Consider the following 26,349-nt stretch of genomic DNA (forward strand, 5'->3'; position numbering starts at 1 on the left):
CTGACACGGGGACGCCCGGCCGTTCTGTCGTTACGTCGTCCCGCCCGCCCCGTTGTTACGCCGTCGTCCCGTCGTCCCGTCGTCCCGTCCTCCGCTCGTCCGCCCGTCCGCTCGTCCGCTCGTCCGCCCGTCCGCTCGTCCGCTCGTCCGCCCGTTCGGCCGTCCGCCCGTTCGGCCGTCCGGTCGTCCTGTGGGTCTGCTGGTCTGCTCGTCTGCGGGTCTGTCCTTCCGTCGCGCCGCCGTGGACCGGAGTCCCCCGCGTGCCAGGATTTCTGCCGATCGTCGGTGGCCAACGGGGGGAAGCCATGCTGCGTATCCACTTCACGGGCAGAGATCTGGAGAACGTCCGCATCGCGCGCCGCCCCGACCCGCTGTGGGAGATCGTGTGCAGCCTGTGCCGCCTCCAGAACCCCGAGGGGGCCCTCGCCTTCGACCCGTGGCGGCAGGCGGCGCGCGGACTGCTCCGCCGGGGCGGGCCCGCCCGGGAGGCGGCATCGGCGCTGCGCGGCCTGGTGCCGCGCGCCGCCTACTTCCCGGACTTCCTCACCCCGCCCGTGGACGACGGCCCCGACGACCTCCGCTCGGGCATCGACCGGGTGCTCGCCACCCCGAAACACCGGCTCCGCCACGAACTGGCCCTGCTGTCGGCGAGCGGCGTCCGGCCATGGGCGGGCCCGGAGCTGGCCCGGGGCGACCTCGCGGCGCTGACCGCCCTGGGCCGGAACCTGCACACCTACCACCGCGAGTTCATCGCCCCGCTGTGGAACCACATCGGCGCCGCCACGACGGCGGACACGGCCCTGCGCACCCGAGCACTGGTGGACGGCGGGACACGGGCGCTGCTGGAGAGTCTGCGGCCGATGGCGGTGTGGGAGCCGCCCGTGCTGACCGTGAGCTATCCCGTGGAGCGTGATCTGCACCTGGACGGCAGGGGCCTGCTCCTGGTCCCGTCGTTCTTCTGCTGGCGGCAGCCGATCACTCTGGCGGACGACGGGTTGTGTCCGGTGCTCATCCACCCGGTCGACCGGACCACCGCCCCGCCCGACGTCTCCCCGGCCTCGCTGGCCCGATTACTGGGCCCGGCCCGCGCCGCGCTTCTGTACGAGGCCGCCGTGCGCATCTGCGGCACCACTTCCGAACTCGCCGAAGCGACCGGGCTGTCCCTGCCGAGCGTCAGCCAGCAGCTGGCCGTGCTGCGCGAGGGCGGACTCGTCGCGAGCCGCCGGGACGGCAGACGGGTCCGGCACACGGCGACGCCGCTGGGCCGCCGCCTGCTCGACGGCTGCTGACGCCGCTGCCCCGGGCCTCTTCCGTACGGTGCGGACCAACGATTTGGCTGGGCCCAAAACGACGCGCGCACCGTTCTTGCGCCGCCACAGACTGCTGGGGAACCGCACGGGAGCCGGCCGTCGACTCGGCCGCCAACAAGAGGAGTTCACCCAGATGCGCGTCAAATACTCCGCACTCGGCGCAGCCACCGCGCTGGCCTCGGTGATCGCCATGGGCGCTGTCGCCGTGCCCGCCCAGGCCGACACACCGACGAGTCGCATCGCTGCGGTCTCGCCGTCCATCTCGCCGGCCGCGCCGTACAAGTACTACCCCGACGGAACGCCCTCGCAGTGCGCGTACGAGAACCTGTGCCTGAGCGTGTGGGACTACACGAAGAGCCAGTGGAAGGTGTACTCCCTCAAGACCTGCAACAAGTACTCCCTGTCCAACTTCGAGGGCGACGGCTTCTTCGACAACAACCAGACCAAGGGCACGGTCGCCACGTTCTACGGAAGCGGCGGCAACGTGCTGAGGAAGAGCACCGCCCGCGAGCAGAGCGCCATCGGCTGGAGCCCCGTCTGGTCGGTCCGCAACTGCTGACGCCAGGCCCGGGGCCGACAGCCCGCCCGGGGGCCGGAGTGCTCGGCTTCCGGGCAGCGGCGGCGGCTTGACCGGCGGCACGGTCACAACAGCCACAGCCGTATGGATATGCGTTGAACGCCCTCTCCCCACCCGACCGGTCCTGTGGCGTCACGCCCTGGGCCTGTCCGAAATGACAGGTATGTAACCCCTCGGTACGTTCGCCGCAGGTCGGCCGTCCGGTCGGCGTCTCTGAGACGGAGAGAAGTGCCATGCCCTCGCGTACCTTCATCGCGGCCGCCGGCGTAGTCAGTGCTGCGGTCCTTGCCACCGGCATCACCTATGCCTCGGCCGACGGATCCACCCAGGCCGCACCGGCCGCCGGGCGGGCCGAGCAGCCCGTCCACCAGGCCGCCCCGCCCGCCCGGCAGGCCGCTCCCGCACCGTCCCCCCTCAGCAGCGAAAGCGGAACGGAGGCCAAGGGGGACCGGGGGGACGAGGGAGACCGGGGGGACAAGGGCGGCGGTGACGAGGGCTCCGACCGCGGTGAGCGCGGTGACGAGGGTTCCGACCACGGCGGGCGCGGTGACGAGGGCGGCGACGAGGGCTCCGACCGGGGCGGGCGCGGTGACGAGGGCGGCGACCGGGGCGGGCGCGATCGCGGCTACGACCGGAAGAAGGGGGAGCGGATCTACTTCAACGAGCGGTCGTACTCCGGCTTTTCGGAAGGCTGCATCTCAGCGGCCAGCGGGCTGGGCTCCAGCAGCTTCAGCATCTTCAACGACAGCCGGAACGTCGTCGAGGTCTATCGGGGGTTCGCCTGTGACGGCGGTGCCCCGGTCGCCACGGTCGGCCCCCATGGCAGCACGTACGGTGTCGCGGCCCGTACCGTCGAGGGCGGCGGGTTCCTCGACAACGGCGTCGTGGGCAGCTTCCGGGTGATCGGCCACGACGACGAGTGGTGACGGTCCGGAGCGCCGCGCGGCATGGGGAGCGACGGGCCGCGACCGGACGCCTCCAGGCTTCCGGTACGCGGCGCTCCGTACCCCGTACTCCCGGGCGCGGCCGGGACTCTCAGCGCCCGGACAGCAGCGACGGCAGCTTGCGCATGTCGTCGAAGACCACGGTGTCCGGACCTTCCAGCCAGTGCGCCGGAGTCAGGCCGCCCGCGTAGCCGAATGCCCGCATTCCGGCCGAACGGGCGGCCTGCACGCCGTACTTGCTGTCCTCGACGACCACACAGGCGGCGGGGGCGACCCCCATCCGCCGGGCCGCGTGGAGAAAGAGATCGGGGGCGGGCTTTCCGTGTGCGACCTCGGTGGCGCTGAAGATGCGTCCCTCGAAGTGCGCGTATAGCCCGGTGTGGCCCAGGGTGTGGCGCATCTTCTCGTGGCTGCCGCTGGACGCCACGCAGGTGGGGAGCGCGATGGCGGCCAGCGCTTCGTGGATCCCCTCCACCGCGACGAGTTCACGGTCGACCGCCTCGCGGTGGAGGGCCTCGTAGCGCTGCTGCCAGGCGGCGGACTTGCCGGGCAGCCGGGCGTCGACCAGCTCGCCGATGGACTTGTTCGACCGGCCCACGAACTTCTCGATGACTTCGTCCGCCGTCAGCGGCCATCCCAGCTCGGCGCCGATCTGCACCTCGATGCGTACGGCGATCCGTTCGCTGTCGACGAGTACGCCGTCGCAGTCGAATATGACGAGCTCAGGGGTGGTGAACATCCGGTCAGGATACGGAGACCGGCGCAGGCCGCACCCGGTCGGGCCGACGTCACGGTGATCCGGCCCCTTTGGTAGCGTGCCCGGCACTCCGCCCCCCACCACCAGCTCACAGCGGGCCGACGCGAAGTTCTGCTCGCGGACGCTCTCCCGCTGGGAATTCTGATGAAGGAAAAGCCGTGAACACGACTTCCCGCATGATAACCGGCATAGTGGCCGCCACCGCAGTGCTCGGCGGTGCCATGGTGGCCACCGCAGGCCCGGCCGCCGCCGCGAGCTATCACTGCACCACCAGCAAGCACTCCGTCGACAACCCGGCGTACGGCGGCGTCTACGCCGACAACTTCGACTTCAGCGTGCAGCTCTGCGCCAAGCGGTCCAGCGGCAACATCTACACCTACGCCAAGATCAGCTGGGACGGGCCGGCCTGGTTCGTCGACGGCCCCAGCGAGTTCGACGCCGCCCGCTTCCACCTTCAGACCAAGAAGAGTGTGTCCGGCCCCGACAAGGTCGTGAAGTGGGCCAACTACACCGGCATCAAGTCCCGCCTTGAGCACGGTGACTACAAGGGCAACGGCAGTTACACGACCGGTGTCCTCAAGTACGCGGCCGGGTCCGGCCGTTACCTCGCCGATGGTTTCCTCCAGCTGGACTGGGACAAGGACGGCAAGGGCTACCGGAACACGACGTTCTCGGCCTCCCCGACCGTCTGATCCGGACGGCTCGCCCCGCACCGGGTCGTGGATTCCCGCGGCCCGGTGCGGGTGTGTTCAGCCCTGTGCGGAGACCGGTGGAAGTCGGTGACGATCGGCCGCGCACTCCCGGCAGTCGCCCGGCGTGGAGGAGCGGAAGGCCCGGTCGCAGCGGTCGCAGTTCTGGAGTGGGACGGTGGGGTGATCCGGGGTCGGCGGGGGCGGCAGCAGGGCCGTGAGCCGGTGCCGGAGGAGCTTCGCGGGGCGCCTGAGGGGCTGGGGGAGATCGTGGGTGAGGGCGTGCCGGAGGGCGGCGGGCGTGGCACCACGCTCGAACCAGGTCGCGGCGGCGGGGGCGAGCAGGACGACGTCCTTCTCGGTGAGGGTGATCTCGGCCGCGTGCAGGTGGAGATCGGTGAGCAGCGCGGTGGCGGCTCGCAGGTACTGGGGGAGCGGGTTGCGGGGCTGGGGGAGCGGCGGAGGCGGTGGCGCGGGCGTGGGCGTCGACGCGGGGGTTTGCAGCGGCATGGCGGCCATGGGCGCGGGTGCCTGGCGGCACGGCTTGCGGGCCGGGGCCGGGGCCGGGGCCTGGGCCGGGTGCCTTTGTGCGGTGCCGCCCGGCTGGTTGTAGGAGCAAGTACGCGTGACGACACGGCCGTTGGGCAGTCGCTCGCGGGTACGGCTCAGGTAGCCGTGGGCCTCCAGTTCGCGTAACGCGGCGGCGATACGGGCCTCGCTCTCGGGGAAGCGCTCGGCGAGCTTCTTGATGCCGATCCGCGCCCCGGCGGGCAGCGACTGGATGTATGTCGAGAGCCCGATCGCGAGCAGCGACAGCTCGCGGTGCTGGGCGAGGTGGTTGCCGATGATCGTGAACCGGCTGGTCTGGTGGGTGTTGACGTGGCGGATGCCGGACGTCGGCGACCCGCCCTCGCGAACGGAGGGCGCGGAGCGTGCGGGCACGCTAACCTGCTGTGTATCCATCGGGAAGGTTGAGTCTTCCTAGGTGGTCAGGCCCTCGTTCGGGATCTCTAGTCCCGGCCGAGGGCCGACGTACGTGTGGGGTTGTGTTGGCGTGAGCATATGCCCGCAAGCTGCCCCGAAATCCAGCTGAGTTGCCCGATGTCACCCGCGCGAGTGACGGGGGCCCGCAGGTTACAGAGACGGGTCGGGTCGGGTTTTTCGTACGTCCTCAAGACAAAGACTTAAAAGCTTTTACGTCGCGGCCCACCGCGTCCCGGTCAGCCGCGTCGCGGTCCACCGGGTCGCGGCTGTCACGACCCGGCGGACGCCGGTCGCAGCAGGGCGCTCAGCCCTGCTGCGCGTACGAGACGAATGCCGCCCAGGCGCCGGGGGCGACGTCGAGTTGGGGCCCCTGGACGTTCTTGGAGTCACGGACGTGGACGGTGGTGGGGCAGGTTGCGACCTCGACGCAGTTGCCGCCCTCGCCGCTGCTGCGGCTGGACTTGCGCCAGTGGGCAGCGACTTCGACGCACTCGCCGCCCCCGCCGCTGCTGTAGCTGCTCTTGCGCCACTCGTAGGCGACCTCGATGCAGTTGCCCCCACCGCCGCTGCTGTAGCTGCTCTTGAACCAGTTCAGTTGCCCGGTGCTCATCGCTCTCCCAGCATCTTCTCGATCGCGGCCAAGGACTCCCCCGGAGTGAGAGCCACCGACTGCATAATTCCATAGCGGATGGCCAGCACCCGGACTTCTTCCGGCTCGGTGATGAGCCTCGGATATGTATGAATCTCCAGGTACGCGAGCTGCTGCTTCCCTTTGGGGGTGATCAGGGTGAACGGGCCGTCAATGCTGGGCTGTTCGGTGCTATCGAGCGGCACCAGCTGGAGCTCCACCGTCCTGAGACGGCCGATGCGCAGGAGCGTCTGCAACTGCTCCCGATGCACGTCGCGGCCCCCGATGGGGCGCATCAGCACGCTCTCGTCCAGGATGAAGTGGAATGTCGGGGAGGGCCACGGCTCGAAGATCTTCTGCCGGTCGAGCCGGTCGGCGATCCGCTTCTCGATGGTCTCCTCGCTGAGCAGCGGCCGCCACTGCGTGAAGAGTGCTCGGGCGTACGCCTCGGTCTGGAGCAGCCCGGACACAGCCTGGTTGTTGTAGTCGTAGATCTGCGATGCAGTGGCCTCCAGATTCGCGTAGCCGCGATACCACTCCGGATGCCGCGTACGGGCCTTCGTCAGCGCCTCCCGCACCTCCCCGATTGTCGACCGGAGCAGGCCACCCGCGCCGAGCACGCCATCCGCGAGTTCCAGGAACTCCGGCTGAGGCGTCCGTACCCCCCGTTCCATCGCGGAGATCAGGTCCTCCCCGCAGTGCGTGGCGACGGCCAGCTCCCGCTGGCTCATGCCCGCGCGCTCGCGCAGCACCTTGATCATTTTGCCGAGCGCCCTGAAAAGGTGCGCCGTTCCGTCCGATTCGACCGGCCGCTCGGGCCGCACTTCCTTCTCCATGTGTCCCGCACCGCTCTCTGTCCACCCGGTCACGGCCGACGCCCCGTACAGCCGACCGGGCGTGCCCGTACAACTGCTCGGCGTCGTGGTGTCACTCCTGGTCAGCGTACGAGCAACCGGACACGCTGAGTCACATGAACGCCGAAATCACCCTTGCGGGCGCAGAGTTCGTCCAACGCTTCAGCGCCACCCGTCGAGGCGCCCGGCTGGCCCGCCGGCTCGCCGCACATCAACTGGACGAGTGGGGCGTGCCGTACGGGAGCGAGCTGTCCGACGACGCCACGGTGATCGTGTCCGAGCTGGCGGCCAACGCGGTGCTGCACGGGCTCGTGCCGGGGCGGGACTTCGAGCTGCGGCTGATCGCCCTCGCGGACACGCTCCGTATCGAGGTGTCGGACGCGCGGGGCGAACGGGGGCCGGAGGTCCGGCCCTCCCGTCCCGGCGCCGAATCGGGGTTCGGCCTGCACCTGGTCGCGGCGCTGGCGACGTCGTGGGGCGTGAAGGACCGGGTCGTCGGCAAGACAGTCTGGGCGGAGTGCGTCATGGAGGCCCAGCAAGCTCCGCAGGCCCTCGTTCTTTCCGAAACGCGCTCTACTGCCATCTGATGGACGCGAGTTGACTCAAGCCCCAGTCCGCAGCTTCGCTGCTGCGCCGAGGTCGCCCCCGCACGCCCTCCGAGGAAGTGTTGTGGAACGGCACTATGGCCGAGCGGAGAGCGATACTCAGGGCGCGGAAGAGGGAGCGTGCCGTCTCGGCCTGCTGGCTGGCGAATTTCCGGATCGTCCTCCGGGCGGCGGGATCATGGTCTCGCAGGAGGAGGGCGGGCACGGGGAAACAGGCGGTCGTGTCAGAGGCGCATGGCGATGATGGCTTCGGTGCGTACGACTCCGTCGAAGGTGCCGGGGGCGTGGTGATGGGGCGTTGAGGCCCCGCAGCGGGGAAAGCAGCCCGGAGGGTGATCAGTTTCGGTCCTCCTGCAATTTCACCATCTCGAAGAAGCCACCGGCCTGTTCGATCAGCTCCTCGTACGTGCCCATCTCGGAGACGTGGCCCTGGTCGAGGACGATGATGCGGTCGGCGAGTCGGGTGTTGGCCAGACGGTGGGTGATGAAGACCGTGGCCCGGCCGGTGGCCAGGGCCTTGAGCCGGGTGTAAATCCGGTGCTCGGCGCGGGCGTCGAGCGCGGCGGTCGGCTCGTCCATCACCAGTACAGGGGCGTCGCGGTGGAAGGCGCGGGCGACTGCGACGCGCTGCCACTCCCCGCCGGACAGGTCGTGGCCTCCCCACCAGGAGCGGGCCAGGGAGGTGTCCAGCCCATGGGGTAGTGCGGCGATGACGCTGTCGGCGCCGGCCGCCTCGGCGGCGGCGTGCACGGCGGCGTCGCCTTCGGGGCGGGGCCGGCCGAGGGTGATGTTCTCCCGGGCGGCCAGCGGCCAGCGGGTGTAGTCCTGTGGGACGAGCGCCACTTTGGACAGCACGTCGGCCGGGTCGACGTCCGCCAGGTCCACCCCGTCCCACCGGACTGAGCCCGCCGTGGGGAGGAACAGGCCGGTCAGTACCCGGGCAAGGGTGCTCTTGCCTGCGCCGTTCTCGCCCACCAGGGCGATGACCTCACCGCGCTTGAGGTCCAGGTTGATGCCGTCGAGCGCGGGCCGGTCGGCACCCGGGTAAGTGAAGGAGACGCCCGCGGCGGTGATCATCTGCGGCCCGTCCTCGGCGACCGGGGCAGAGCCGCGGCGGGTCGTCCACCGCTTGGCCACGGCCAGGAACCGGGCCCAGTCGTCGAGCGAGAGCGAGGTGCGGAACAGCTGGGCCCCGGCCCGCACCGTGGTGGCCAGAGCCACCCCGGAGGTCCGCACCGCCAGGGCGGCGGTCCCCGCGGCGGCCGGCTCCATGCGACCGGTGGCCACGAGCAGCACGAGCACGGCCCAGGTCGCGGCGGTGCCAAGGGCGGTGAGCGCGTCACCGATGCCCTGGACCACCAGAGCCTGCCGGGTGGCCTTGAGCTGTTCGGCCTCCAGGCGGCCGGAGACGATGCGGTACTGGCGGATGAGGAAGTCGGCCATGGTTCCCGCGCGGACCTCGTCGGCGGTGTTCCGCTCGGTGGTGTACGAGCGGAACACGTTCCGCAGCCGGGAGTCGGCGAGGTTGCGGTGGTGGGCGGCGTGCTCGACCCGCGCGCCCCGTACGGCACCCCAGGCGCACGGGACAACAGAGGCGACGAGCAAGGGCAGCATCATCGGATGCAGCACGGTCACGACCGTCGCCGCGGCGGCCATCTGCGCGGCGGCCGAGGTCAGCAGCTGGGCGTCGAGGATGAGGGCACCGGCCTTCTCCGCGCCGTCGGAGGCGGCGGCGCGGGAGTCCTCGAAGTCCGGGTCCTCGTACGCCACCAGCTCGGCGGCGGTCGCTGCGGTGATGACCTCCAAGTCGGCCTCGCGTACGGCCTTCGGTGCGAGTCGGGCGGCGGACGCGCGGGCCGCGGCGTCCAGTAGGTAGCGGCCGGAGGCGGCGAGCGCGAGCACCATCACGGCGGTCAGGTTCTCGCGCAGCCCAGCGGCGATGTCGGGCCCGGTGAACACGGCGGCCAGCACACGGGTCGTGGCCGCAAGAGCGGTCGCGGTGAGCGCGGCGGCGCCGATCTGGCAGGCCAGCAGGGCCAGGACGGCACGGCGGTCGGTGCGCCGGCCGAGCTGGGCGGCCTGGGCGAGGGTGGACGGCAAGCGGCGCGCAATCGCGGCGGCGGACAGGTTGACGCCTGCCTCGAAGTGTCGGCCGGAGCCGAGACGCATGACCGGCGGCTGGCCGGCCACGACGGCGGGCGGGGAGGACACGGAAGAACTCACGAGCCCCATGAGGGCGCCGAACCAGGCAGCCGGGCAACGGGATTGTTCCGCACATCCCTCGTTGCGCCTGGTCGCCCTCACCCGGCCGTCAGCGATGCCCCCAGGTTTTCACTCGTTCGAGTGAGGCCGTGGTCCGGGACGGGGAGGCTCGGGCCTGGCCCCGGACCACGGCGGGCCGGGGAGCCGTTACGGCACGGCCACGACCGGCATCCAGGGCCGGTCGACGGCGTCGCCGATGTCGCGGCCGACCGCCCCTTCGGGGACCTCCGCCCAGGCGTGCGCGGCGTCGGGGAGGAACCGGGCGCCGAGGACCCAGCGGGAGCGGCGGCCGGTGAGGGCGGTTGCGATGACGGTGGCGAGGCTGATCTCCACGCACGCGATTCGGCCCGGCCACCACGAGGGGGTCACCGCCAGTACCGCCGTGTGGAGCGCCTCCAACCGGGACAGGCGCGCGTCCGGCAGGCCGCGCAGCAGCCGGACGGCCGCGATCTGCACCCGCAGCGGCAGCCGGCTCACGGCCAGGGAGAGCGCGAGGGCGACGACGGCCACCAGCCGCTCGCGGACCGGGGCGGTGGGCCGGGCGGTGGGAACCATGACCGTCATCGACGCCACCACCTTCGCCGCACTCGCCGGGGCCTGTCGGTGTCGACGAGCACGCCGAGGGCCACGAGCTCGTCGATGAACACGGTGATCTGGCCGATGACCTGCTGCGGGTCCTGGCCGGCGGGGACGGCGATCTCGTCGGCGAGCCCGATCGTGCCACCGCGGACGGTGACAGCGTGCCAGATGCGGGAGGCGTCCGCATCGAGCATCAACCACCTCCCGCGCCGAACGTCGAGCACCGCCGTGCCATGAGGGCCAGCGGCGTGGTGGACATGAGGTGCGGGGGTCAGCATGCCGTCTCCGGTGCGGTCTTCTGGCCGGTCAGCCACGAGCACGTCACGATCAGCTGGTGCAGCTCGGCGATCACTGTGCCGCTCTGGCCCCGGGCCGCCTGCGCGAGAGCGGTACGGACGGCCGCGGGGTCGATGAGACCGCTGTTCGCGAGCGCGCTCGATGCGATCAGCTCGTCGAGCCGGTTCCGGTGCCGGGCGAGCCCGGCGATGCGCTGGGCGGTGAACGATCCCTTGGAGCGCCGGGAGGTGAGCCAGTCGGGCAGCTGAGGAAGGGCGGCCCGCAGCAGCGGCTTGTACGTGACCAGCCCGCGTCGGGCAAGGGCCGGGACGGCGAACGCGGCGCGGACGACTTGGTTGTCGAGGTAGGGGTGTACCGGGTTCACGCCGAGTGCGTGGCTGTACGGTGCACACCCGCGGGCGGAGGCGCCCACCGACCGCAGGGCAGCCCACTGGTCGAACTCGTCCGCGTCCTCCGGCTGCTGGTCGCGGGCGGCCTGCCGCAGTAGCGCGGCGACCTGGTGGCGGCCGTCCGCTGTGAGCCAGGACGCCCCGGCGCCGAGGCGGCACCATGACCAGCCGGCCACTGTGGCCTCGGGCGTGATGGGCCCGCATTCCAGAGCCTCGGCGGCACGCTCCAGGGAGCCGCTCCGGCCCAGATCGGCGGCCTGCTTGAGGGCCTTCCAGTGAGGGCCCGGCGCGGCGTTGCGCAGCCGGGCGAACGCCACAACCTGGCGGTGGGCTTCGCGCCGTCGGCCGTCCTGCAGAAGGCGGACCCAGCAGGAGCTGGAGGCGTCCAGGACGATGTCGCCGCCGTGCCCGGTCAGGTGCAGCGGCAGGGAGCGCACCGGCTGGAGGTAGCAGGCGTCCATGGCGTAATTCGCCGCCTCCAGCACCGGTTCGGTCCCGGTCGGCTGCCCGGTGGGGAAGCCGAAGGGCAGCTGCTTGTCGCCTCCGGTGGCCACCGTGTGCGCGATCCTGGTGTGCTCGGCGACGCGGGAGGCGAAGGCCATGTCCTCGCCGCTGGTGTAGCCGTCGGTGTAGGTGACCGCGTGCACGGTTCCGGCTTCGGCGGCGAGGACGACGGCTGCGGAGGAGTCCAGCCCGCCGGACAGGTCCGCCCCTACCACCCCGCCCGTGGTGCGGACCCGGTGCTGGACGGCGTCGGTGAGCACCTGCCCGAACCGGTCGGCGCCCTCGCGGAGCTCGTCCACCGGCTCGATGCCGGCGATGCCGATGAGCTGCGGCGGCGCCCCGGGCGCGAGCAGCACCCCGAACCCACCGGGCACCAGCCGGATACCCTCGTACGGGGTGCGGTGCGGCCACTGGTGTTCACCCGCCGCGAGCCGGGCCGCCAGCCACGGCAAGTCCGGCACGAGCGGGCGCCCCAGCAGGTGGGCTTCGGTTGCCCACGCCGCCTGTTCGCCGCGCAGTGTGCAATAGACGGCCCGCAAACCGGCCAGGTCTCCGCACACGAACCGCTGCCGACCGTCGTCCGCGACCACCCAGTACGAGCCCGGCCAGCGAGTCAGCGCGTCCCACCGCCCTGCCCGTACGGCCGGAAGGGCTGCATGGAGCTCCTTCTCCGTTGCGGGGCAGTCGCCCACGATCGCGAGGGCGATCGGCTCTTCGGCGGCCGCGCGCACCCGTGCGGCCGCCGCCCGGCGGACGCCGTCGAGCCCCTTGATCGTCAATCCATCCACGGCGGCGGTGCCGCCGGTCATCCACTCCTGGTCCATCTGTTCGCCTCCCTTGTGACGCGCCCGGGGGCCGACTGCCGCGCGGTCGGCCCCCGGGGTGCTCGGTCAGGTCCTGCGGGCTTGTCAGCCCTCGAAGTAGTTGGCCTTGTCCGAGTCGTTGAACGTCTGGCGGCCCAGGGTCAGGGTCGCCACCAGGTGGACGCTGATCTGCGGTGCGAAGGTGACGCGCGGCGCCGCGACGGGCTTGTCCTGGGCGGGCTGGATGATGGCGGTGGCGGTGGTGGTCTGCTCGGTCATGACCGGCTCCCTTGTCATCGGTGAATGTGGAGGTGTTGCTGACTCCATGTCACCGCGTTCGAAGATCTTCTCCCAGAGACGAAGATGGGGACTTGCTGGGAGTGGATCTGGGAGAAACCTGGGACGCGCCTGGGATGTCAGCCCGCTCGAAGGAGGCTGAGCACGGCCCGGTGATAGACCGCGTAAACCTGGGGCAGCTCCGCGAGATGGGCGCGCTCGTCGGTGCCGTGCAAACCCTCGTACGGCACGCCGAAGCCGGCGGTGGCCGGGATGCCCTCGGCCGCCAGCAGGTTGCCGATGTTCGACGGCCCCGCGGTCTTCGCCCGTAGCGTCAGCCCCACCTCGGCCGCCGCGCCCAGCAGGGCGGCGGCGGGCTCCTCGCCGTCGGTGAGGCGGAAGGGCGGCCAGGAAGCGACCGGGCTGATCTCGGTCGGCTGAGGAGCGGGCATCTCCGCGTCCAGCTCGGCGACGGCCTTGCGGATGAGGTTCTCCGCGTCGTGCGCGTCGAAGCCAGGGGTGGTGCGGACATCGACGTTGAGGTCGCACCGATCGGGGGTGACGGAGAAGCCCTGGCCGCCGTGCAAGGAGGTCACCGACAGCTTCGGCGGCAACGGGAACGCCGAAGCCCCGTCGACGCCGGGCAGTTCGGCAGCATCAAGCAGCCGCACGAGGTGGGCGGCCCGGGAGATCGCGCCGACCACGGTCTTGCTGGACCCGGAGTGCCCGGAAGGGGCGTACAGGGCGATCGACGCCCGCCACAGGCCCCTCCCCCCGATCACGAGGTCGTCCAGACCCGGGTAGCCGATCATCACCCCGGCCGGGCGGGCCGCGGCCTCATCGGCGAGGTAGGCACGGGCACCGCCGAAGCCGCCGGTGTGCTCATCCACGTCCAACAGCACGGCGAGCCCGCCATGCAGGTCAGCGGCGCGGGGCATCAGGTCGGCGGCGATGTGGCAGAACATGGCCGCGGCGAGCTTGGAGTCGGCGCTGCCACGGCCGAGAAGCCAATCGTCCACAACGTCGCCGGAAGCCGGAGGGAAGGACCAGGCGGACCGGTCGCCGTACGGGGCGGTGTCCACGCACGCATCCAGCGACCACCAGGGGCCGGGCCGGCCACCGGGGATCTCCGCAAGCAGCCCCACCAGGTGCCCGGCGTCGTCGAGTAGACGGCGGTTCGGCACACAGCGGGCGGTGAGCCAGTCTTCCAGCACACCGAGGACAGGTCCATAGTCGTCGATCCCGGCCCGGCTGGGCCGACGGACCAGTTCCTGGGCGAGCTCGACCACGGACGCCGCACGGCCCTGGGCGGCCTGCTGAAGGTTCTCGCTCATGCTTCTCCCCACCACGTCAGTTGCGCCGTACGGGCAGCGCGCGGACGGCGTCGATCGTCTCCACCGGCCGTGCGGACGCGCACGCCTCCCGGCCATGCTGTACCAAGCCCACCGCACCTTCGCGACCGAGTGAGACGCCGCAGTCGAACCCCTCGGCCCCATGGAAGGACGGCAGCGGCACTACCGCCGCGGTCTCGGAAGCGACAAAGAACCGTTCCAGCGCCTCGGTCGGCTCCACCATCCCGATATGCAGCGTCTTGACGCCGTTGCGACGCGCGGACGGGTCGCGCAGCTCCAACAGTCGCAGCAGGTGGTCGGCCAGCACCCGGTGCCGCGGCGGCCCGTAGAGCACGCGGTAGTGGACCAGGTCCGGGTGCTGAGCCACAGCCGTCTCGATCGCCGCCAGATACGCGTTCTCCCGCGACCGGCTGCCGGTGACGACCAGCTGCTCGCGCGCCCCGGCGGCGACATCCACCATCGCCTCGACCAGGTCGGTCCAGCGGGTGAGAACCTTCACGACCACGGCCGTGCCGGTGCTCTCCAGCACGCTGGTGGCCGCGCCATCCTGGTGGACGAACAGCACCTCCGGGCGTTCGCGGTACAGCCGGCACAGGCCGGCCCGGTTCCGCTTGCCCGTACGGCGCCGGCCGGACTCCCACGCGCTCATCAGGCTCGCGTCCGTCGCACCGCCGGTGATCGCGTTCAAGGCGTCGGCGGCCTCCTCCAGCGTCATGTTCAGCGCGAGCCGGGCTCGCCTGAGCGCCGAGTCCGTACTGCTGGCCACGGACACCGCCCCTCCCCATCGACCGGTGTGTACCCGCATTCTTCCCCGCCCCACCGGCGGTACGGCAGGCCCTCGCCAGCCCTTCGCGGAAGGTGCGAGCCGGCAGACGAGGCGTCTGGTCAGGGCGAGGGACGGCCCTGGACCGGAAGTGCCGTGACGTTCTCCCGGAATGTCGCAGCCGTTCGAGGAGACGGTCGTTCTCCGCTGCGCGAGCGAGTCGGTGAACAGCGCGTTGCGCTCGCCATTACGGCCGCGCCGGCTGGGGCCGGGACGGCTGTCGGACAACTCGCCGCGCAGACCGACGTTGCGCCACCGCAAGCGTCCGGTCAGGGCTGCTCGTGGGTGTCGACGTCCAGGAGGCATTCATCGCGGTCCACCACTCCTCGGACAGCTGCGGATCCTCCGCCAACACGGCGCTGCCCACCGGCGACCTGGGCAGCAGCTCCGTCTCGTCCGCCCGCCACATCACCGGCTCCGCCTCGTCCCGCCACGCGACCCCGGAGAACCAGGCCGGCTCGGCGACCCCGCGCAGGGCCCTCCGCGGACGCGATGCCGCCCCCTCCCTGAACCCCGATCCGGTCGAGCCCCCGCCGCTCGACACGCACCCACGTACCGCGGTCCGTACGCGCCCCCACAGACCGACCCTTGCGCACCGCGGTCCTGCGCTCCAGGTGCACGTCCAGCGACCGATCCACATGGTCCAGTACGGCTTCCACAGGCTCTTTACGCAGATCCACCGAACGCAGCGTCATGCGCCCGAACGTGCCGAGCCCCGGTCGCGGCGCACCGAGTCCGACACACCCCCCTCGGGGAGAATGAGGACATGGAGCTGCGTGGGGACAAGATCGTGCTGCGGCCGGTGGCCGACGGCGATGCCGAGATCCTCGAAGGAGTCGTGAGGGAACCGGAAGTCGCGGCGTGGTGGTCGCCCCCGGACGACTACGAGGACATGCTGGCCGTCGTCTTCGACGGTGAGGTCATCGGTGCCGTCCAGTTCGACGAGGAGACCGATCCGGAGTTCCGCCACGCGAGCATCGACATCTTCCTGACGGCGAGGCACCACGGGAAGGGCCTCGGCGCCGATACGGTGCGCACGATGGCCCGCTGGCTGGTGCGGGAACGCGGTCATCACCGGCTGACCATCGATCCCGCCGCGGCCAACTCCGCAGCGATCCGCTGCTACGGCAAGGTCGGGTTCAAGCCTGTGGGAATCATGCGGGCGTACGGGCGCGACCAGCGGACCGGCGCCTGGCAGGACGGCCTGCTGATGGACCTGCTCGCGGATGAGCTGGCTTGAACTCCCCCGTGATCCGGGGCCCATTGGCGGACGCCTCCGGCACCGCGCCCTACTGCCAGGTCGCGGTGTCGGGGTCGATGCCGTGGGCGCGCGCTTCGGCGTCGACGATGTGACGGAACCACGTGGCGAGGCCGGCGCGGATGCCGTCGTAATGGGCGGCGAACGCCGGATCGGCCTCATACATGCGGCCGAGACAGACCTGCATCTGTCTGGTGAGGGGAAAGTACGAGGCAAAGACTTCGCGGTGCCGCTCGACGAGCTGATGCGCTTCCGGGCTGCCAGGTGTGACACCGGCGTCCATCGCATCCCCGAGGGCGCGGTCGAGGGCGGCGACGGCGTCGGCGATGGCCTGCCATTCCTCCGGACCGCGAGCGGCCGAGCGTTCGGCGTACTGCCGCCATTGCGTCGTGTCTCCCCAGCGCTGACGGGCTCGGGCGGGCCCGTCCGGGTCCCACTGCGGGCCGAAGACCGCGGCCTGCTGCTCTGCGGTCAGCAGCAGGCCGCGCTCGTGGGCGTCGATCATCCGGTCCAGTCCGGTGCTGAGCTGCTGGAGGCGTTCGATCCGTTCCGCGACCTGGGTGCGCTGCGCGCGCAGCGCACCGGGTACGTCCGTGGTCGAGTCGTCCAGGACGGCCCGAATCCGGTCCAGGCCGAGACCGATCTCGCGGTAGACGACGATGCGGTGCAGGCGTTCCAGATCACCAGCGGTGTAGAGCCGGTATCCGGCAGCCGTGCGCAGCGACGGTCGCGCGAGACCGATCTCGTCCCAGTGGTGCAGCGCGCGGACCGTCACGCCCAGGCGCGTCGAGACCTGGCCGACGGGCAGACCATCGGCGTCAGTGGCATCAGGCATGCTCCTGATTGTCGCCGCGACCGGTGCTCGGTGGGGTGATGCCGATGGCTTCGAGATTCCGCGCCTCCTGACTGGCCGGATCGAAGGGCTTCGCCGCAGTGAGAACGATCCGTGCGTTCTCCGGGGTGATCACCTCCACATCGCGGGTGTTCCAGGGGGTGTCCCGCGGACCGTCGACCGAGCCGGGGCGCAGCGCACGGCAGGCGTCCACCAGGGAATCGACCTGGCTGAGCACGCACGAGAAACTGAGGCTCATCGCCGGTGCCTGCTCCGGAACGTCCGACGCCGTGACGAGGAGTACGTCCTGGAACGCCCATCGGCGCAGATGCACCAGCGTTCCGGGGATGGAGAACAGCTCGAAGAACCCGAGCCCACGAGTCCAGAAGTCCACCGACGCCGCCAGGTCGGTCGTGGGGATCGTCGCGAAAGCGGGCATTCCATAGATGCCACGGAACAGCTCCGGCGGAACCGCATCCGGGCCGGGAGTGGGTACGGGGCTCATTTCGAACGCGTTGTAGTAGTCGCTCATGCACCTCACCTTCCGGCCTCACGCAACGTGAGGGTCAAGCCGAATTCCGAGGTGCCCGCGTCGGCTCGATTCCCACCGTGCCGCGCCGGCCCCGAAGTGCGAGGGCCCGGACGACGAGCGGGCCGCCGTGCTCCGCCCCAGATGCCCTGGTCCGGGGCGCGGGCCCCGCTCGTATGCTCGGGTTCATGACCGATCCTCAGCGCGGACGTCCGACGACCAATTCCATGCGGCGTGCCCTCAAGCGGGCCCGTGACGGTGTCGCTCTCGATGTGGCCGAGGCCGCCGTACTGCTCCAGGCCCGGGGCGAGGACCTGACCGACCTCGCCGCCTCGGCCGCCCGGGTGCGGGACGCCGGGCTCGAAGCCGCCGGGCGGCCGGGTGTGATCACGTACTCGCGCAAGGTCTTCATCCCGCTGACCCGGCTCTGCCGCGACAAGTGCCACTACTGCACCTTCGTCACCGTCCCCGGCAAGCTCCGGCGGGCCGGGCACGGGATGTTCCTGTCGCCGGACGAGGTGCTGGACATCGCCCGCGAGGGCGCCGCCATGGGGTGCAAGGAGGCGCTGTTCACGCTCGGCGACCGGCCGGAGGACCGGTGGCCCGAGGCGCGGGAGTGGCTGGAGGCCGAGGGGTACGACGACACCCTCGCGTACGTGCGCGCCATGGCGATCCGGGTCCTTGAGGAGACCGGACTGCTGCCCCACCTCAACCCGGGCGTCATGACCTGGACCGACCTTCAGCGGCTCAAGCCCGTCGCCCCGTCCATGGGAATGATGCTGGAGACGACGGCCACCCGCCTGTGGTCCGAGCCGGGCGGCCCGCACCACGGGTCCCCGGACAAGGAGCCGGCCGTGCGGCTGCGGGTGCTGGAGGACGCGGGGCGCTCCAACGTGCCGTTCACGACCGGCATCCTGATCGGCATCGGGGAGTCGTACGAGGAGCGCGCCGACTCGCTCTTCGAGCTGCGCAGGACCGCCCGCGCCTACCACGGCATCCAGGAAGTCATCGTCCAGAACTTCCGCGCCAAGCCGGACACCGCGATGCGCGGCATGCCGGACGCCGAGCTGGAGGAGCTGGCCGCGGCCATCGCCGTGGCCCGGCACGTCCTCGGCCCGTCCGCCCGCATCCAGGCCCCGCCGAACCTCGTCGACGCCGAGTACGCGCTGGTCATCGGCGCCGGGATCGACGACTGGGGCGGGGTCTCGCCGCTCACGCCCGACCATGTGAACCCCGAGCGGCCCTGGCCCCACATCGACGAACTCGCCGCGAAGACCGCCGAGTCGGGCTTCACGCTCCGGGAACGGCTCACCATCTACCCGGAGTTCGTCCGGCGCGGCGAACCGTGGCTCGACCCCCGCCTCCTCCCGCACGTCCGCGCGCTCGCCGACCCGGAGACGGGGCTCGCCCGCGAGGACGCCGTCCCGGCCGGGCTGCCCTGGCAGGAGCCCGACGAGGGGTTCGGCGCCACCGGCCGCACCGATCTGCACCGCACCATCGACACCGAGGGCCGCACCGGCGACCGGCGCGAGGACTTCGACGAGGTGTACGGGGACTGGGAGGCGCTGCGCGAGGCCGCCGCCCCCGGCATGGTGCCGTCGCGCATCGACGGCGATGTGCGCGAGGCGCTGAGCCAGGCCGCCGACGACCCGACGAAGCTCACCGACGAGCAGGCGCTCGCCCTGCTCCACGCGGACGGCCCGGCGCTCGACGAACTGTGCCGGATCGCGGACACCCTGCGCCGCGACGTGGTCGGCGACGACGTCACCTACATCGTCACCAGGAACATCAACTTCACCAACGTCTGCTACACCGGCTGCCGGTTCTGCGCCTTCGCCCAGCGGCGCACCGACGCCGACGCCTACACCCTCTCCCTGGACCAGGTCGCCGACCGGGCCGCGCAGGCGTGGGACGTCGGCGCGGTCGAGGTCTGCATGCAGGGCGGCATCCACCCGGACCTGCCCGGCACGGCGTACTTCGACATCGCGCGGGCGGTACGCGAACGTGTGCCCGGCATGCATGTGCACGCCTTCTCGCCGATGGAGGTCGTCAACGGCGCCACCCGCACCGGCATGTCGATCCGGGACTGGCTGATCGCGGCGAAAGAGGCCGGGCTCGGCTCGATCCCCGGCACGGCGGCCGAGATCCTGGACGACGAGGTCCGCTGGGTCCTCACCAAGGGCAAGCTGCCGACGGCGACCTGGCTCGAAGTCATCAGGACCGCCCACGAGGTGGGCCTGCGCTCGTCGTCCACGATGATGTACGGGCACGTCGACCAGCCGCGCCACTGGCTCGGCCACCTGCGGACGCTGGCCCGGCTCCAGCAGGAGACCGGTGGCTTCACGGAGTTCGTGACGCTGCCGTTCATCCACACCAACGCGCCGGTCTACCTCGCGGGCATCGCCCGCCCCGGCCCGACCGACCGCGACAACCGGGCCGTCACCGCCATGGCCCGGCTGCTGCTCCACCCGCACATCACCAACATCCAGACCAGCTGGGTCAAACTCGGCACGGAGGGCGCGGCCGAGATGCTGCGCTCGGGCGCCAACGACCTGGGCGGCACGCTGATGGAGGAGACCATCTCCCGGATGGCCGGGTCGAGTTACGGCTCGTACCGCTCCATCCAGGACCTCATCGCCATCGCCGAACTCGCGGGGCGCCCGGCGAAGCCGCGCACCACGCTGTACGGGGAGGTCCCCGAGGAGCGGGTGGCGGCGGCGGTGGCGTCCGACGGGCACCTGCCGGAGCTGCTGCCGGTGCTGCCGGACTGAGCGGGGCCTGTACGCCGGGTCGCGGCCGGTCAGGCCTGCGGGAGGGTCTGCCAGCCCCGGGTGATCTCCTCGTGGATCGCTTTCGGGTCCGCTGCGGTGTGTCCGGGGCCCTCGGTGAGCAGGGCGAGCAGGGCGGTGCCGTCGGCGGGGCGGTGGGCGGGGTCGCGGTCAGGGCCCGGTGGACCACGGTGGCGAGGTGGGGGTCGGCCGCCTGGAGGGCGGCGGTCGCGGCAAGGTCCGGGGCGGTCTCGTTGTTGCGGCGGTAGACCGCGCCCAGCGAGGGCAGGACCGGCAGGCCCGGCGGGGGCGGCCGGTGCCCGGTGCCGGAAGCCGGCGGCGAAGGCGGCGGCCTGGAACACCAGGGCTGCCACGACCACCGCCATTGGCACCACCGCGACCAGCAGGACCACGGACCCGGCAGAGCCGATGACCAGCCGCTTACGGGTGTGCGAGGACGTCCACAGCCCCGGTGGCAAGCCGAGCGTCAACAGATTCCGCCGGGTGAGGAACCACAGCAGCAGGCACAGGACCAGACAGACGGAAACCGTGATGCCGACGTCCTGCCGCAGTCGGAGTATGACTCCGCACTCATCTCGACCATCTCGTCGCCGTCCCCCGCTTCCGTCGACACATGGCCGCGTGAGTATGGGGCGGCCGTGCGACGCCCGGGTGGGGAGCGGAGGTTCGTGACCGCCGGGGCTCAGTGGAAACCGAGCATGCCGGGCGAGTCGATCTCCACGGTCAGGATGCCGGGCGGATAGTCGTCCTCGCGACCCGTCCCCGACCAGTCAAAAACGACCTGCGGGACGTCCGCCCACATACCCACGCGTACTCGTTTCCGCTCTCTCTACCGACCGTCCCCGTTCGATTACAGTGCTGCGCAGTTGCAGACGGGCCGGCCTTGCCGGCCGACGGGGGAGGGGCACGGTGAGCACAGGGACCACGGCTGTGTGGGGCCGTGTCGAACAGCAGGACTTCCGGAGCCGGGTGCGTGGCGCGCTGCTGGGCGGGGCCATCGGGGACGCGCTGGGGGCGGGGGTCGACGGGCTCACGCTCGAAGAGATCCGCGAGGCCCATGGCGCCGACGCGGTCACCGACCTCGTACCCGCGTACGGCGGACGCGGCACCGTCACCGCCGTCACCCAGCTCACCCTCTTCACCGTCGACGGGCTGATCCGCGCCCAGGTCCGCCGCGACACCGGGGCATGGCACCCGCCCACCGATGTGCACCGGGCCCATCTGCGGTGGGCGGCCACCCAGCACGACTGGGGGCCCGACGAGCGCCGCGAGGACAACGGCTGGCTGGCCGGGCAGGAGTGGCTGTACGCCCGCCGCGGCCCGGCCCGGGAATGCCTGACGGGGCTCGGCGACACCACCATGGGCACCCTCGACCAGCCCAAGAACCCCCAGGCGCGGGACTCGGCCGCTCTCACCCGGTCCGTGCCGTTCGGGCTGCTCGTCGGCTGGGAGCCCCAGCTCGTCCTCCAGCTCGCCGTCGAGTGCGCCGCCCAGACCCACGGCCACCCCACCGCCCTGCTCTCCGCGGGCGCCCTCGCCGTCATGGTGCACGGCCTGGCCCGGGGCGAGACCCTGGACGGCTCCGTCCAGCACGCGCTCGCCCTGCTCGCGGAACGTCCGGGGCACGAACCGGTCACCGAGGCGCTGAAGCAGGCCCTCGGCACGGTGCGCCAGGGCATCCCGGGGCCCGCCCTGATCGAGTCGCTGGGTGCCGCGGACACGGCTGAGGAGGTCCTCGCCGTCGCCCTGTACTGCGCGCTGGTCGGCGAGGACATACGCCACGGGCTGCGGCTGGCCGTCAACCACGGCGGGCCCTCCAGGGCCACCGGGGCCCTGTGCGGGGCGTTGCTCGGCGCGCTGCACGGCGAGACGGCGCTGCCGCCCGCCTGGCTGGCCGAACTGGAGGGCAGGCCGACGGTGCTGGAGCTCGCGGACGACTTCGCCATGGAGATGACGCAGGGCCCGTCCCTGCACAGCCCGTCGGCCGCCGCGCCGGGCTGGCTGGCCCGCTACCCGCGCGTCTGAGGCGCGGGGAGCGTACGGGCGGGGTGCGGTCCACCCGCCCGTACGGCCTCGCGTGCCGGTCAGTCCTTCGCGTCCTCGGTGAGGCCGGTGTCCACGGGGCCGGGCTGCGCCGGCACACCCGCGCCGGCCGCCGCGCCACCGACGTAACCGCCCCCGCCCCCGTCGCCGTCCGAGTTGATCTGCTCGATGATCGCGTCGCGCTCGGGGGTGTCCTCCGGCTTGACGAAGCCGATCACGATGTAGAGGACCAGCGAGATCGCCAGCGGCAGGGCCACCTGGTACTGGAGCGCGACATCCGTCTTCACCGAACCGTCGAAGTTGTAGTTGGTGAAGTAGAACGCCAGCAGCCCCGCCGCCCAGCTGGTGAGCGCCGCCGTCGGGCCGGACCTGCGGAAGCCGCGCAGCAGGCCGAGCATGAAAGGGATCGCGATCGGGCCCATCAGACCGGCGACCCACTTGATGACGACCGAGATGATGTCCTTGAACGTCGGTGAGTCGATCTGGGTGGCGAGCGCCATCGACAGGGCGAGGAAGCCGAGCGTCGACAGCCGCGCCGCCAGCAGGCCCGCCCGGCTGCCCCACTCGCGTGCCGACTTGGACAGGACCGGGGCGATGTCCCGGGTGAAGACCGCCGAGATGGCGTTGGCGTCCGAGGAGCACATGGCCATCGTGTGCGAGAAGAACCCGACGACGACCAGCCCCAACAGCCCGTGCGGCAGCAGCTGTTCGGTCATCAGGGCGTAGCTGTCCGAGGCGTCCGGCTTCTGCGCGTGCACCAGCAGCGGGGCGCACCACATCGGGAAGAACAGCACCGTCGGCCAGACCAGCCACAGCACGGCGGAGAGCCGGGCCGAACGCTTCGCGGCCGCGGCGGACTCCGTGGCCATGTAGCGCTGCGCCTGGTTCCACATGCCGCCGTTGTACTCGAAGGTCTTGATGAAGAGATACGCCAGCAGGAAGGTCACGGTGTACGGGCCGGCCGTCGGGTCCGTGTGCCCCTCGGGCAGCTTGTCCCAGACCGTCCACAGGGTGCTGAAGCCGTCGAGCTCGCTCATGGCGGTGACGAGCATCGCGACACCGGCGAGGAGCTGGATGATGAACTGGCCCAGTTCCGTGAGCGCGTCCGCCCAGAGGCCGCCGACCGTGCAGTAGACGGCGGTGATGCAGCCGGTGATGAAGATGCCCTGGGTGATCGAGATACCGGTGAAGACGGAGAGCAGGGTGGCGATGGCCGCCCACTTGGCGCCGACGTCCACGATCTTCAGCAGCAGCCCGGACCAGGCGAGCGCCTGCTGCGTCTGGATGTTGTAGCGGTTCTTCAGGTATTCGAGCGGGGACGCGACCTGCAGCCGCGAGCGCAGCCGGTTGAGCCGGGGCGCGAAGAGCTGGGCGCCGATGCCGATGCCGATGGCGATCGGCAGCGACCAGGTGACGAAGGACGTCACGCCGTACTGGTAGGCGATACCGGCATAACCGGTGAACATCACCGCGCTGTAGCCGGACATGTGGTGCGAGATGCCGGAGAGCCACCACGGCATCTTGCCGCCCGCGGTGAAGAAGTCACTGACGTTGTCCACGCGCTTGTGGGACCAGAGCCCGATCGCGACCATCACACCGAAGTAACCGATGAGCACGACCCAGTCGAGACTGTTCATGTGCCCCCTCCTGGGGTCCGCCTTGTGAACGGGGAACGCACTTCGCCAGTACGGCCGTTCAGCGGGGCCCCGTGCGGGAGCGGGGACATCGGGGATTGAACCGTCTGCCCGGTACCCCGGTCAAGGTTTTCGCGGTCAGGGATGTGAACGCAGATCAGCGATTCGAACGATTTTGCTCGCTCTTGACTTACGTGGTCGTTGTCGCCGACGTGACGGCGGACACACGATGAGCGGGCACTTCGTCAGGTTGTGCATTGCGAAGAACGAGGAACGCCGCACGGGATGCGGGTCCCGTGCGGCGGAGAAGGGGAGGCTCATCGCATCAGCCGCCTACCGCATCAGCTCGCCCGCGTTGACCAGGAGCGACTGTCCGGTGATCGCCCGCGCCCGGTCCGAGACCAGGAAGGTGACGGCCTCGGCGACATCGCCGTCGGTGGCCGGTTCCGGGAGCGCCATGCGTTCGGTGAGCCTGCCCAGCACCTCGGCCTCGGGCACCCCCTCGCTGCGCGCCGTGAACCGTACGAACGCCTGCACCGGCGGCCCCCACATCCAGCCCGGCAGCACCGTGTTCACCCTGATCCGGTGCGGGCCCAGCTCCTGCGCCATGGAGTACATGGCCGAGGTGAGCGCCCCCTTCGAGGCCGCGTACGCCGCCTGCTGGACCTGGGTCGGCGCGGCCACCGAGGACTGCGTACCGATGATCACGACCGAGCCGCCACGCTCCTTGAGGGCGGGCAGACAGGCGCGGGTCATCCGCAGTGTGCCGAGCAGGTTGACGTCGATCACCGACTGCCAGGTGGCGAAGTCGGCGTCCTCGATCCCGCCGAAGTGGCTGTCCAGAGCGGCGACATGGACCACCGCGTCGATCTGCCCGAACCGCTCCAGGGCCAGCGCGGCGAGCGCCTCGCACTGTGCCTCGTCGGTGATGTCGGTGGCCAGCCGGGCGGTGTGCCGGCCGTCCGGGTCGATCTCGGCCGCCGACCTGGCGAGATTCGCGGCGGTGCGCGCCCCGAGCACCGCGTTGCCGCCGTCCCGTACGACCGCCGCCGCGACCCGGTGCCCGAGCCCGGGGCCCACCCCGGACACGATGACGGTCTTCCCCGCTGACAACATCGGCGGCCTCCCGGCTCTGGCAGATCCTCTGACGGGGCGTCAGAGTAGGACGCCGCTGCGGAGTACGGAAGGGGAACGGCATGAGCGACGAGACGCGGAGCGACAGCTACGCCGAACTGGCCGCGCTGGGGCCGTACGGCGTCCATCCCGGCCACGCGCTGATCACCATGGTGGAACCGCACCCGGGCCATGAGTACGCGTACAACCGCTGGTACGAGGACGACCACTACTACGCGGGCGCGATGGCGATGCCGTGGATGTTCGCCGGGCGCCGCTGGGTGGCCACCCGGGAGCTCCAGGAACTGCGCTACCCGGAGGAGTCGGCGGTCGCCCGGCCCGTCACGGCGGGCTGCTATCTGTCGACGTACTGGGTGACGGACGGGCGCTACGACGACCACATGAAGTGGACCGTCGGCATCAACAAGCGGCTCAACCGGGACGGCCGGGTCCACCAGGCCCGGACCCATGTGTTCACCGCGTTCCAGGACCACGAGGCGACGGTCTACCGGGACGGTGCCGCGGGGCCCCGTGACTTCCACGCCCTGGACCATCCCTACCGGGGCCTGGTCCTCGAAGTGATCGATGCCGAAGGAGCCGAGGCGCGAGGTGAGTTGCTGGAGTGGCTGCGGTCGCGGCAGCTGCCGAAGCGGCTGGCCGGCTCGCCCGCGGCGATGGTGACCGTCTTCCGGCCCACGCCGCTGCCGGGTGACCGGATGAGCTATGTGAAGCAGGTCGAGGGCGTCGACACCCGGCTGACCCTGCTGTGGTTCCTCCAGGAGGACCCGAGGGAGTGCTGGAACGAGCACTTCACCGGGCTCGACGCGGCGGTCGCGGAATCCGGCCTGGGGCGGGTGGAGCTGGTGGCGCCGTTCATCCCGACGGTGCCGGGGACCGACCTGTACGTGGATCAGCTGCGCTGAGCGGCCTCACCGGACGGCCTCACCGGCGGCCTCAGCGGGCGGTTTCGGTCGCCCGGTCACCCGTTGGACCGGGCATCGAGCCCCCTCGGCCAGGACGGCGGACCAGTCGAGAGGGCTGACGGCAGCGCCGGATCCGGCGCCGCGATGCGAACGGGAATTCATTGGTCAGGCGTCGACCGCATCCTTGCCGACATCACGCACGAATGCGTTCCAGGCGGCGGGGACGAACGTGATCGAGGGGCCCTCGGGAGCCTTCGAGTCACGCACCGCAATTGCCTGGGTGAGGGGGGACTTGACTTCGACGCAGGCGCCGTTGCCCCCGGAATACGAGGACTTCGTCCACTTGTCCGTAGCACCCTGACGAATGGCCATGTTCACTCCGGTTCAAAGAGTCGCGTGAATGACACCAACGGTGTTCCGGTTGGTGTGATCGACGCTACTCGCCAAGCTCCTTGCGCGAAGGGGGCGTTCACTCGACCGAGTGGTATATACCAGATAGATCTTCCACTCGGGGTGGGCGGCGGTGTACCTTGCCGCCGCCCACCCCGTGACATCACTTCATTTTCCGCATTCCAGACCTTACGGGCCGTCCGGT

At 71.1% G+C, this 26,349-nt stretch carries 27 protein-coding genes and 1 pseudogene; 9 read left to right on the forward strand and 19 right to left on the reverse strand.

What is annotated here, in order from left to right; translation table 11 throughout:
- The first annotated feature begins 305 nt into the window (after positions 1-305).
- The 3 genes from ABZ622_RS16175 (at position 306) to ABZ622_RS16185 (ending at position 2,813) form a co-directional block, all read left to right on the forward strand.
- Positions 306-1,289: a helix-turn-helix domain-containing protein gene (locus tag ABZ622_RS16175; protein WP_360543503.1), complete on the forward strand. Its 984-nt coding sequence runs from the start codon at positions 306-308 to the stop codon at positions 1,287-1,289.
- A 154-nt stretch (positions 1,290-1,443) separates the two neighbouring features.
- Positions 1,444-1,869 carry a hypothetical protein gene (locus ABZ622_RS16180; protein ID WP_360543505.1) on the forward strand — a complete coding sequence of 142 codons (426 nt, stop codon included), beginning with the start codon at positions 1,444-1,446 and terminating at the stop codon, positions 1,867-1,869.
- A 251-nt stretch (positions 1,870-2,120) separates the two neighbouring features.
- Positions 2,121-2,813: a hypothetical protein gene (locus tag ABZ622_RS16185; RefSeq protein ID WP_360543507.1), complete on the forward strand. Its 693-nt coding sequence runs from the start codon at positions 2,121-2,123 to the stop codon at positions 2,811-2,813.
- Positions 2,814-2,922: 109 nt separating this feature from the next.
- Here ABZ622_RS16185 and ABZ622_RS16190 read toward each other — a convergent pair whose 3' ends face one another.
- Complete coding sequence (locus ABZ622_RS16190) at positions 2,923-3,570, reverse strand: HAD family hydrolase (RefSeq protein ID WP_360543509.1); 648 nt, start codon at positions 3,568-3,570, stop codon at positions 2,923-2,925.
- A 176-nt stretch (positions 3,571-3,746) separates the two neighbouring features.
- On the opposite strand from ABZ622_RS16190, the gene ABZ622_RS16195 reads away from it, so the two are divergent.
- Positions 3,747-4,280 (forward strand): hypothetical protein, encoded by a 534-nt coding sequence (locus ABZ622_RS16195; RefSeq protein WP_360543511.1) that lies wholly within the window; start codon positions 3,747-3,749, stop codon positions 4,278-4,280.
- 57 nt (positions 4,281-4,337) lie between these two features.
- Here the strand turns inward: ABZ622_RS16195 and ABZ622_RS16200 are convergent, their stop codons facing one another.
- The 3 genes from ABZ622_RS16200 to ABZ622_RS16210 all read right to left on the reverse strand — a co-directional run bounded on the left by ABZ622_RS16200 (position 4,338) and on the right by ABZ622_RS16210 (position 6,725).
- Positions 4,338-5,240: a helix-turn-helix domain-containing protein gene (locus ABZ622_RS16200; protein WP_360543513.1), complete on the reverse strand. Its 903-nt coding sequence runs from the start codon at positions 5,238-5,240 to the stop codon at positions 4,338-4,340.
- Between the two features lie 325 nt (positions 5,241-5,565).
- A complete protein-coding gene (locus ABZ622_RS16205; protein WP_360543515.1) occupies positions 5,566-5,871 on the reverse strand; it encodes a DUF397 domain-containing protein in 306 nt (101 codons plus the stop codon).
- Positions 5,868-6,725: a helix-turn-helix transcriptional regulator gene (locus ABZ622_RS16210; RefSeq protein WP_360543517.1), complete on the reverse strand. Its 858-nt coding sequence runs from the start codon at positions 6,723-6,725 to the stop codon at positions 5,868-5,870. Before ABZ622_RS16210 ends, ABZ622_RS16205 begins: the two co-directional genes overlap by 4 nt.
- Positions 6,726-6,859: 134 nt before the next feature.
- Here ABZ622_RS16210 and ABZ622_RS16215 point away from each other — a divergent pair, with 134 nt between their 5' ends.
- Positions 6,860-7,330 (forward strand): ATP-binding protein, encoded by a 471-nt coding sequence (locus tag ABZ622_RS16215; protein WP_360543519.1) that lies wholly within the window; start codon positions 6,860-6,862, stop codon positions 7,328-7,330.
- 354 nt (positions 7,331-7,684) lie between these two features.
- Here ABZ622_RS16215 and ABZ622_RS16220 read toward each other — a convergent pair whose 3' ends face one another.
- The 8 genes and pseudogenes from ABZ622_RS16220 to ABZ622_RS16255 form a co-directional block, all read right to left on the reverse strand.
- A complete protein-coding gene (locus ABZ622_RS16220) occupies positions 7,685-9,571 on the reverse strand; it encodes an ATP-binding cassette domain-containing protein (RefSeq protein WP_360543521.1) in 1,887 nt (628 codons plus the stop codon).
- Positions 9,572-9,757: 186 nt separating this feature from the next.
- Positions 9,758-10,174: a lasso peptide biosynthesis B2 protein gene (locus ABZ622_RS16225; protein ID WP_360543523.1), complete on the reverse strand. Its 417-nt coding sequence runs from the start codon at positions 10,172-10,174 to the stop codon at positions 9,758-9,760.
- Complete coding sequence (locus ABZ622_RS16230; RefSeq protein ID WP_360543525.1) at positions 10,171-10,383, reverse strand: hypothetical protein; 213 nt, start codon at positions 10,381-10,383, stop codon at positions 10,171-10,173. Before ABZ622_RS16230 ends, ABZ622_RS16225 begins: the two co-directional genes overlap by 4 nt.
- A 77-nt stretch (positions 10,384-10,460) precedes the next feature.
- Positions 10,461-12,203 (reverse strand): asparagine synthase-related protein, encoded by a 1,743-nt coding sequence (locus ABZ622_RS16235; RefSeq protein WP_360543527.1) that lies wholly within the window; start codon positions 12,201-12,203, stop codon positions 10,461-10,463.
- Positions 12,204-12,287: 84 nt separating this feature from the next.
- A complete protein-coding gene (locus ABZ622_RS16240) occupies positions 12,288-12,461 on the reverse strand; it encodes a hypothetical protein (RefSeq protein ID WP_360543529.1) in 174 nt (57 codons plus the stop codon).
- Between the two features lie 137 nt (positions 12,462-12,598).
- Positions 12,599-13,792 (reverse strand): M20/M25/M40 family metallo-hydrolase, encoded by a 1,194-nt coding sequence (locus ABZ622_RS16245; protein WP_360543531.1) that lies wholly within the window; start codon positions 13,790-13,792, stop codon positions 12,599-12,601.
- Between the two features lie 16 nt (positions 13,793-13,808).
- Positions 13,809-14,576 carry a helix-turn-helix transcriptional regulator gene (locus ABZ622_RS16250; protein ID WP_360543533.1) on the reverse strand — a complete coding sequence of 256 codons (768 nt, stop codon included), beginning with the start codon at positions 14,574-14,576 and terminating at the stop codon, positions 13,809-13,811.
- 355 nt (positions 14,577-14,931) lie between these two features.
- Positions 14,932-15,328: pseudogene (locus ABZ622_RS16255) on the reverse strand (hypothetical protein); the annotation flags it as partial.
- 71 nt (positions 15,329-15,399) lie between these two features.
- Between ABZ622_RS16255 and aac(6') the strand changes: the two are divergent.
- The gene (gene aac(6'), locus ABZ622_RS16260) at positions 15,400-15,873 is read left to right on the forward strand and encodes an aminoglycoside 6'-N-acetyltransferase (protein WP_360543535.1); all 474 of its coding nucleotides are present in this window, start codon (positions 15,400-15,402) and stop codon (positions 15,871-15,873) included.
- Positions 15,874-15,922: 49 nt separating this feature from the next.
- Here the strand turns inward: aac(6') and ABZ622_RS16265 are convergent, their stop codons facing one another.
- Together ABZ622_RS16265 and ABZ622_RS16270 are read right to left on the reverse strand one after the other, a co-directional pair.
- Positions 15,923-16,726, reverse strand: a complete 804-nt coding sequence (locus ABZ622_RS16265; RefSeq protein WP_360543537.1) for a MerR family transcriptional regulator — start codon at positions 16,724-16,726, stop codon at positions 15,923-15,925.
- Positions 16,719-17,255 (reverse strand): VOC family protein, encoded by a 537-nt coding sequence (locus ABZ622_RS16270; RefSeq protein WP_360543539.1) that lies wholly within the window; start codon positions 17,253-17,255, stop codon positions 16,719-16,721. Before ABZ622_RS16270 ends, ABZ622_RS16265 begins: the two co-directional genes overlap by 8 nt.
- A 185-nt stretch (positions 17,256-17,440) precedes the next feature.
- Here ABZ622_RS16270 and ABZ622_RS16275 point away from each other — a divergent pair, with 185 nt between their 5' ends.
- On the forward strand, positions 17,441-20,023 hold the full coding sequence (locus tag ABZ622_RS16275) for a bifunctional FO biosynthesis protein CofGH (RefSeq protein WP_360543541.1): 2,583 nt from the start codon (positions 17,441-17,443) through the stop codon (positions 20,021-20,023).
- 29 nt (positions 20,024-20,052) lie between these two features.
- On the opposite strand, the gene ABZ622_RS16280 is transcribed toward ABZ622_RS16275, so the two are convergent.
- Positions 20,053-20,511: a hypothetical protein gene (locus ABZ622_RS16280; protein WP_360543543.1), complete on the reverse strand. Its 459-nt coding sequence runs from the start codon at positions 20,509-20,511 to the stop codon at positions 20,053-20,055.
- Between the two features lie 212 nt (positions 20,512-20,723).
- Positions 20,724-20,849 (reverse strand): hypothetical protein, encoded by a 126-nt coding sequence (locus ABZ622_RS16285; protein ID WP_360543545.1) that lies wholly within the window; start codon positions 20,847-20,849, stop codon positions 20,724-20,726.
- Positions 20,850-20,950: 101 nt separating this feature from the next.
- On the opposite strand from ABZ622_RS16285, the gene ABZ622_RS16290 reads away from it, so the two are divergent.
- Positions 20,951-22,066, forward strand: coding sequence for an ADP-ribosylglycohydrolase family protein (locus ABZ622_RS16290; RefSeq protein WP_360543547.1), 1,116 nt, complete (start codon positions 20,951-20,953; stop codon positions 22,064-22,066).
- 59 nt (positions 22,067-22,125) lie between these two features.
- Here the strand turns inward: ABZ622_RS16290 and ABZ622_RS16295 are convergent, their stop codons facing one another.
- Positions 22,126-23,721, reverse strand: a complete 1,596-nt coding sequence (locus ABZ622_RS16295) for a sodium:solute symporter family protein (RefSeq protein WP_360543549.1) — start codon at positions 23,719-23,721, stop codon at positions 22,126-22,128.
- A gap of 330 nt (positions 23,722-24,051) precedes the next feature.
- Positions 24,052-24,834 (reverse strand): SDR family oxidoreductase, encoded by a 783-nt coding sequence (locus ABZ622_RS16300; protein ID WP_360543551.1) that lies wholly within the window; start codon positions 24,832-24,834, stop codon positions 24,052-24,054.
- Positions 24,835-24,914: 80 nt separating this feature from the next.
- On the opposite strand from ABZ622_RS16300, the gene ABZ622_RS16305 reads away from it, so the two are divergent.
- On the forward strand, positions 24,915-25,754 hold the full coding sequence (locus tag ABZ622_RS16305; protein WP_360543553.1) for a hypothetical protein: 840 nt from the start codon (positions 24,915-24,917) through the stop codon (positions 25,752-25,754).
- Between the two features lie 165 nt (positions 25,755-25,919).
- On the opposite strand, the gene ABZ622_RS16310 is transcribed toward ABZ622_RS16305, so the two are convergent.
- Positions 25,920-26,126 (reverse strand): DUF397 domain-containing protein, encoded by a 207-nt coding sequence (locus ABZ622_RS16310; protein ID WP_259928426.1) that lies wholly within the window; start codon positions 26,124-26,126, stop codon positions 25,920-25,922.
- Positions 26,127-26,349 lie beyond the last annotated feature (223 nt).

It is taken from the genome of Streptomyces sp. NPDC007164 (assembly GCF_040634135.1).
In the GTDB taxonomy this organism is placed as follows: domain Bacteria; phylum Actinomycetota; class Actinomycetes; order Streptomycetales; family Streptomycetaceae; genus Streptomyces; species Streptomyces sanglieri.

Coding starts and splice junctions, on each gene's coding strand:
- ABZ622_RS16300 (WP_360543551.1), bottom strand. CDS start 24,834: ATGTTGTCAGCGGGGAAGACCGTCATCGTGTCCGGGGTGGGCCCCGGG.
- ABZ622_RS16265 (WP_360543537.1), bottom strand. CDS start 16,726: ATGCCTGATGCCACTGACGCCGATGGTCTGCCCGTCGGCCAGGTCTCG.
- ABZ622_RS16215 (WP_360543519.1), top strand. CDS start 6,860: ATGAACGCCGAAATCACCCTTGCGGGCGCAGAGTTCGTCCAACGCTTC.
- ABZ622_RS16270 (WP_360543539.1), bottom strand. CDS start 17,255: ATGAGCGACTACTACAACGCGTTCGAAATGAGCCCCGTACCCACTCCC.
- ABZ622_RS16305 (WP_360543553.1), top strand. CDS start 24,915: ATGAGCGACGAGACGCGGAGCGACAGCTACGCCGAACTGGCCGCGCTG.
- ABZ622_RS16295 (WP_360543549.1), bottom strand. CDS start 23,721: ATGAACAGTCTCGACTGGGTCGTGCTCATCGGTTACTTCGGTGTGATG.
- ABZ622_RS16275 (WP_360543541.1), top strand. CDS start 17,441: ATGACCGATCCTCAGCGCGGACGTCCGACGACCAATTCCATGCGGCGT.
- ABZ622_RS16180 (WP_360543505.1), top strand. CDS start 1,444: ATGCGCGTCAAATACTCCGCACTCGGCGCAGCCACCGCGCTGGCCTCG.
- ABZ622_RS16200 (WP_360543513.1), bottom strand. CDS start 5,240: ATGGATACACAGCAGGTTAGCGTGCCCGCACGCTCCGCGCCCTCCGTT.
- ABZ622_RS16210 (WP_360543517.1), bottom strand. CDS start 6,725: ATGGAGAAGGAAGTGCGGCCCGAGCGGCCGGTCGAATCGGACGGAACG.
- ABZ622_RS16310 (WP_259928426.1), bottom strand. CDS start 26,126: ATGGCCATTCGTCAGGGTGCTACGGACAAGTGGACGAAGTCCTCGTAT.
- ABZ622_RS16235 (WP_360543527.1), bottom strand. CDS start 12,203: ATGGACCAGGAGTGGATGACCGGCGGCACCGCCGCCGTGGATGGATTG.
- ABZ622_RS16175 (WP_360543503.1), top strand. CDS start 306: ATGCTGCGTATCCACTTCACGGGCAGAGATCTGGAGAACGTCCGCATC.
- ABZ622_RS16245 (WP_360543531.1), bottom strand. CDS start 13,792: ATGAGCGAGAACCTTCAGCAGGCCGCCCAGGGCCGTGCGGCGTCCGTG.
- ABZ622_RS16205 (WP_360543515.1), bottom strand. CDS start 5,871: ATGAGCACCGGGCAACTGAACTGGTTCAAGAGCAGCTACAGCAGCGGC.
- ABZ622_RS16185 (WP_360543507.1), top strand. CDS start 2,121: ATGCCCTCGCGTACCTTCATCGCGGCCGCCGGCGTAGTCAGTGCTGCG.
- ABZ622_RS16225 (WP_360543523.1), bottom strand. CDS start 10,174: ATGACGGTCATGGTTCCCACCGCCCGGCCCACCGCCCCGGTCCGCGAG.
- ABZ622_RS16230 (WP_360543525.1), bottom strand. CDS start 10,383: ATGCTCGATGCGGACGCCTCCCGCATCTGGCACGCTGTCACCGTCCGC.
- ABZ622_RS16240 (WP_360543529.1), bottom strand. CDS start 12,461: ATGACCGAGCAGACCACCACCGCCACCGCCATCATCCAGCCCGCCCAG.
- ABZ622_RS16190 (WP_360543509.1), bottom strand. CDS start 3,570: ATGTTCACCACCCCTGAGCTCGTCATATTCGACTGCGACGGCGTACTC.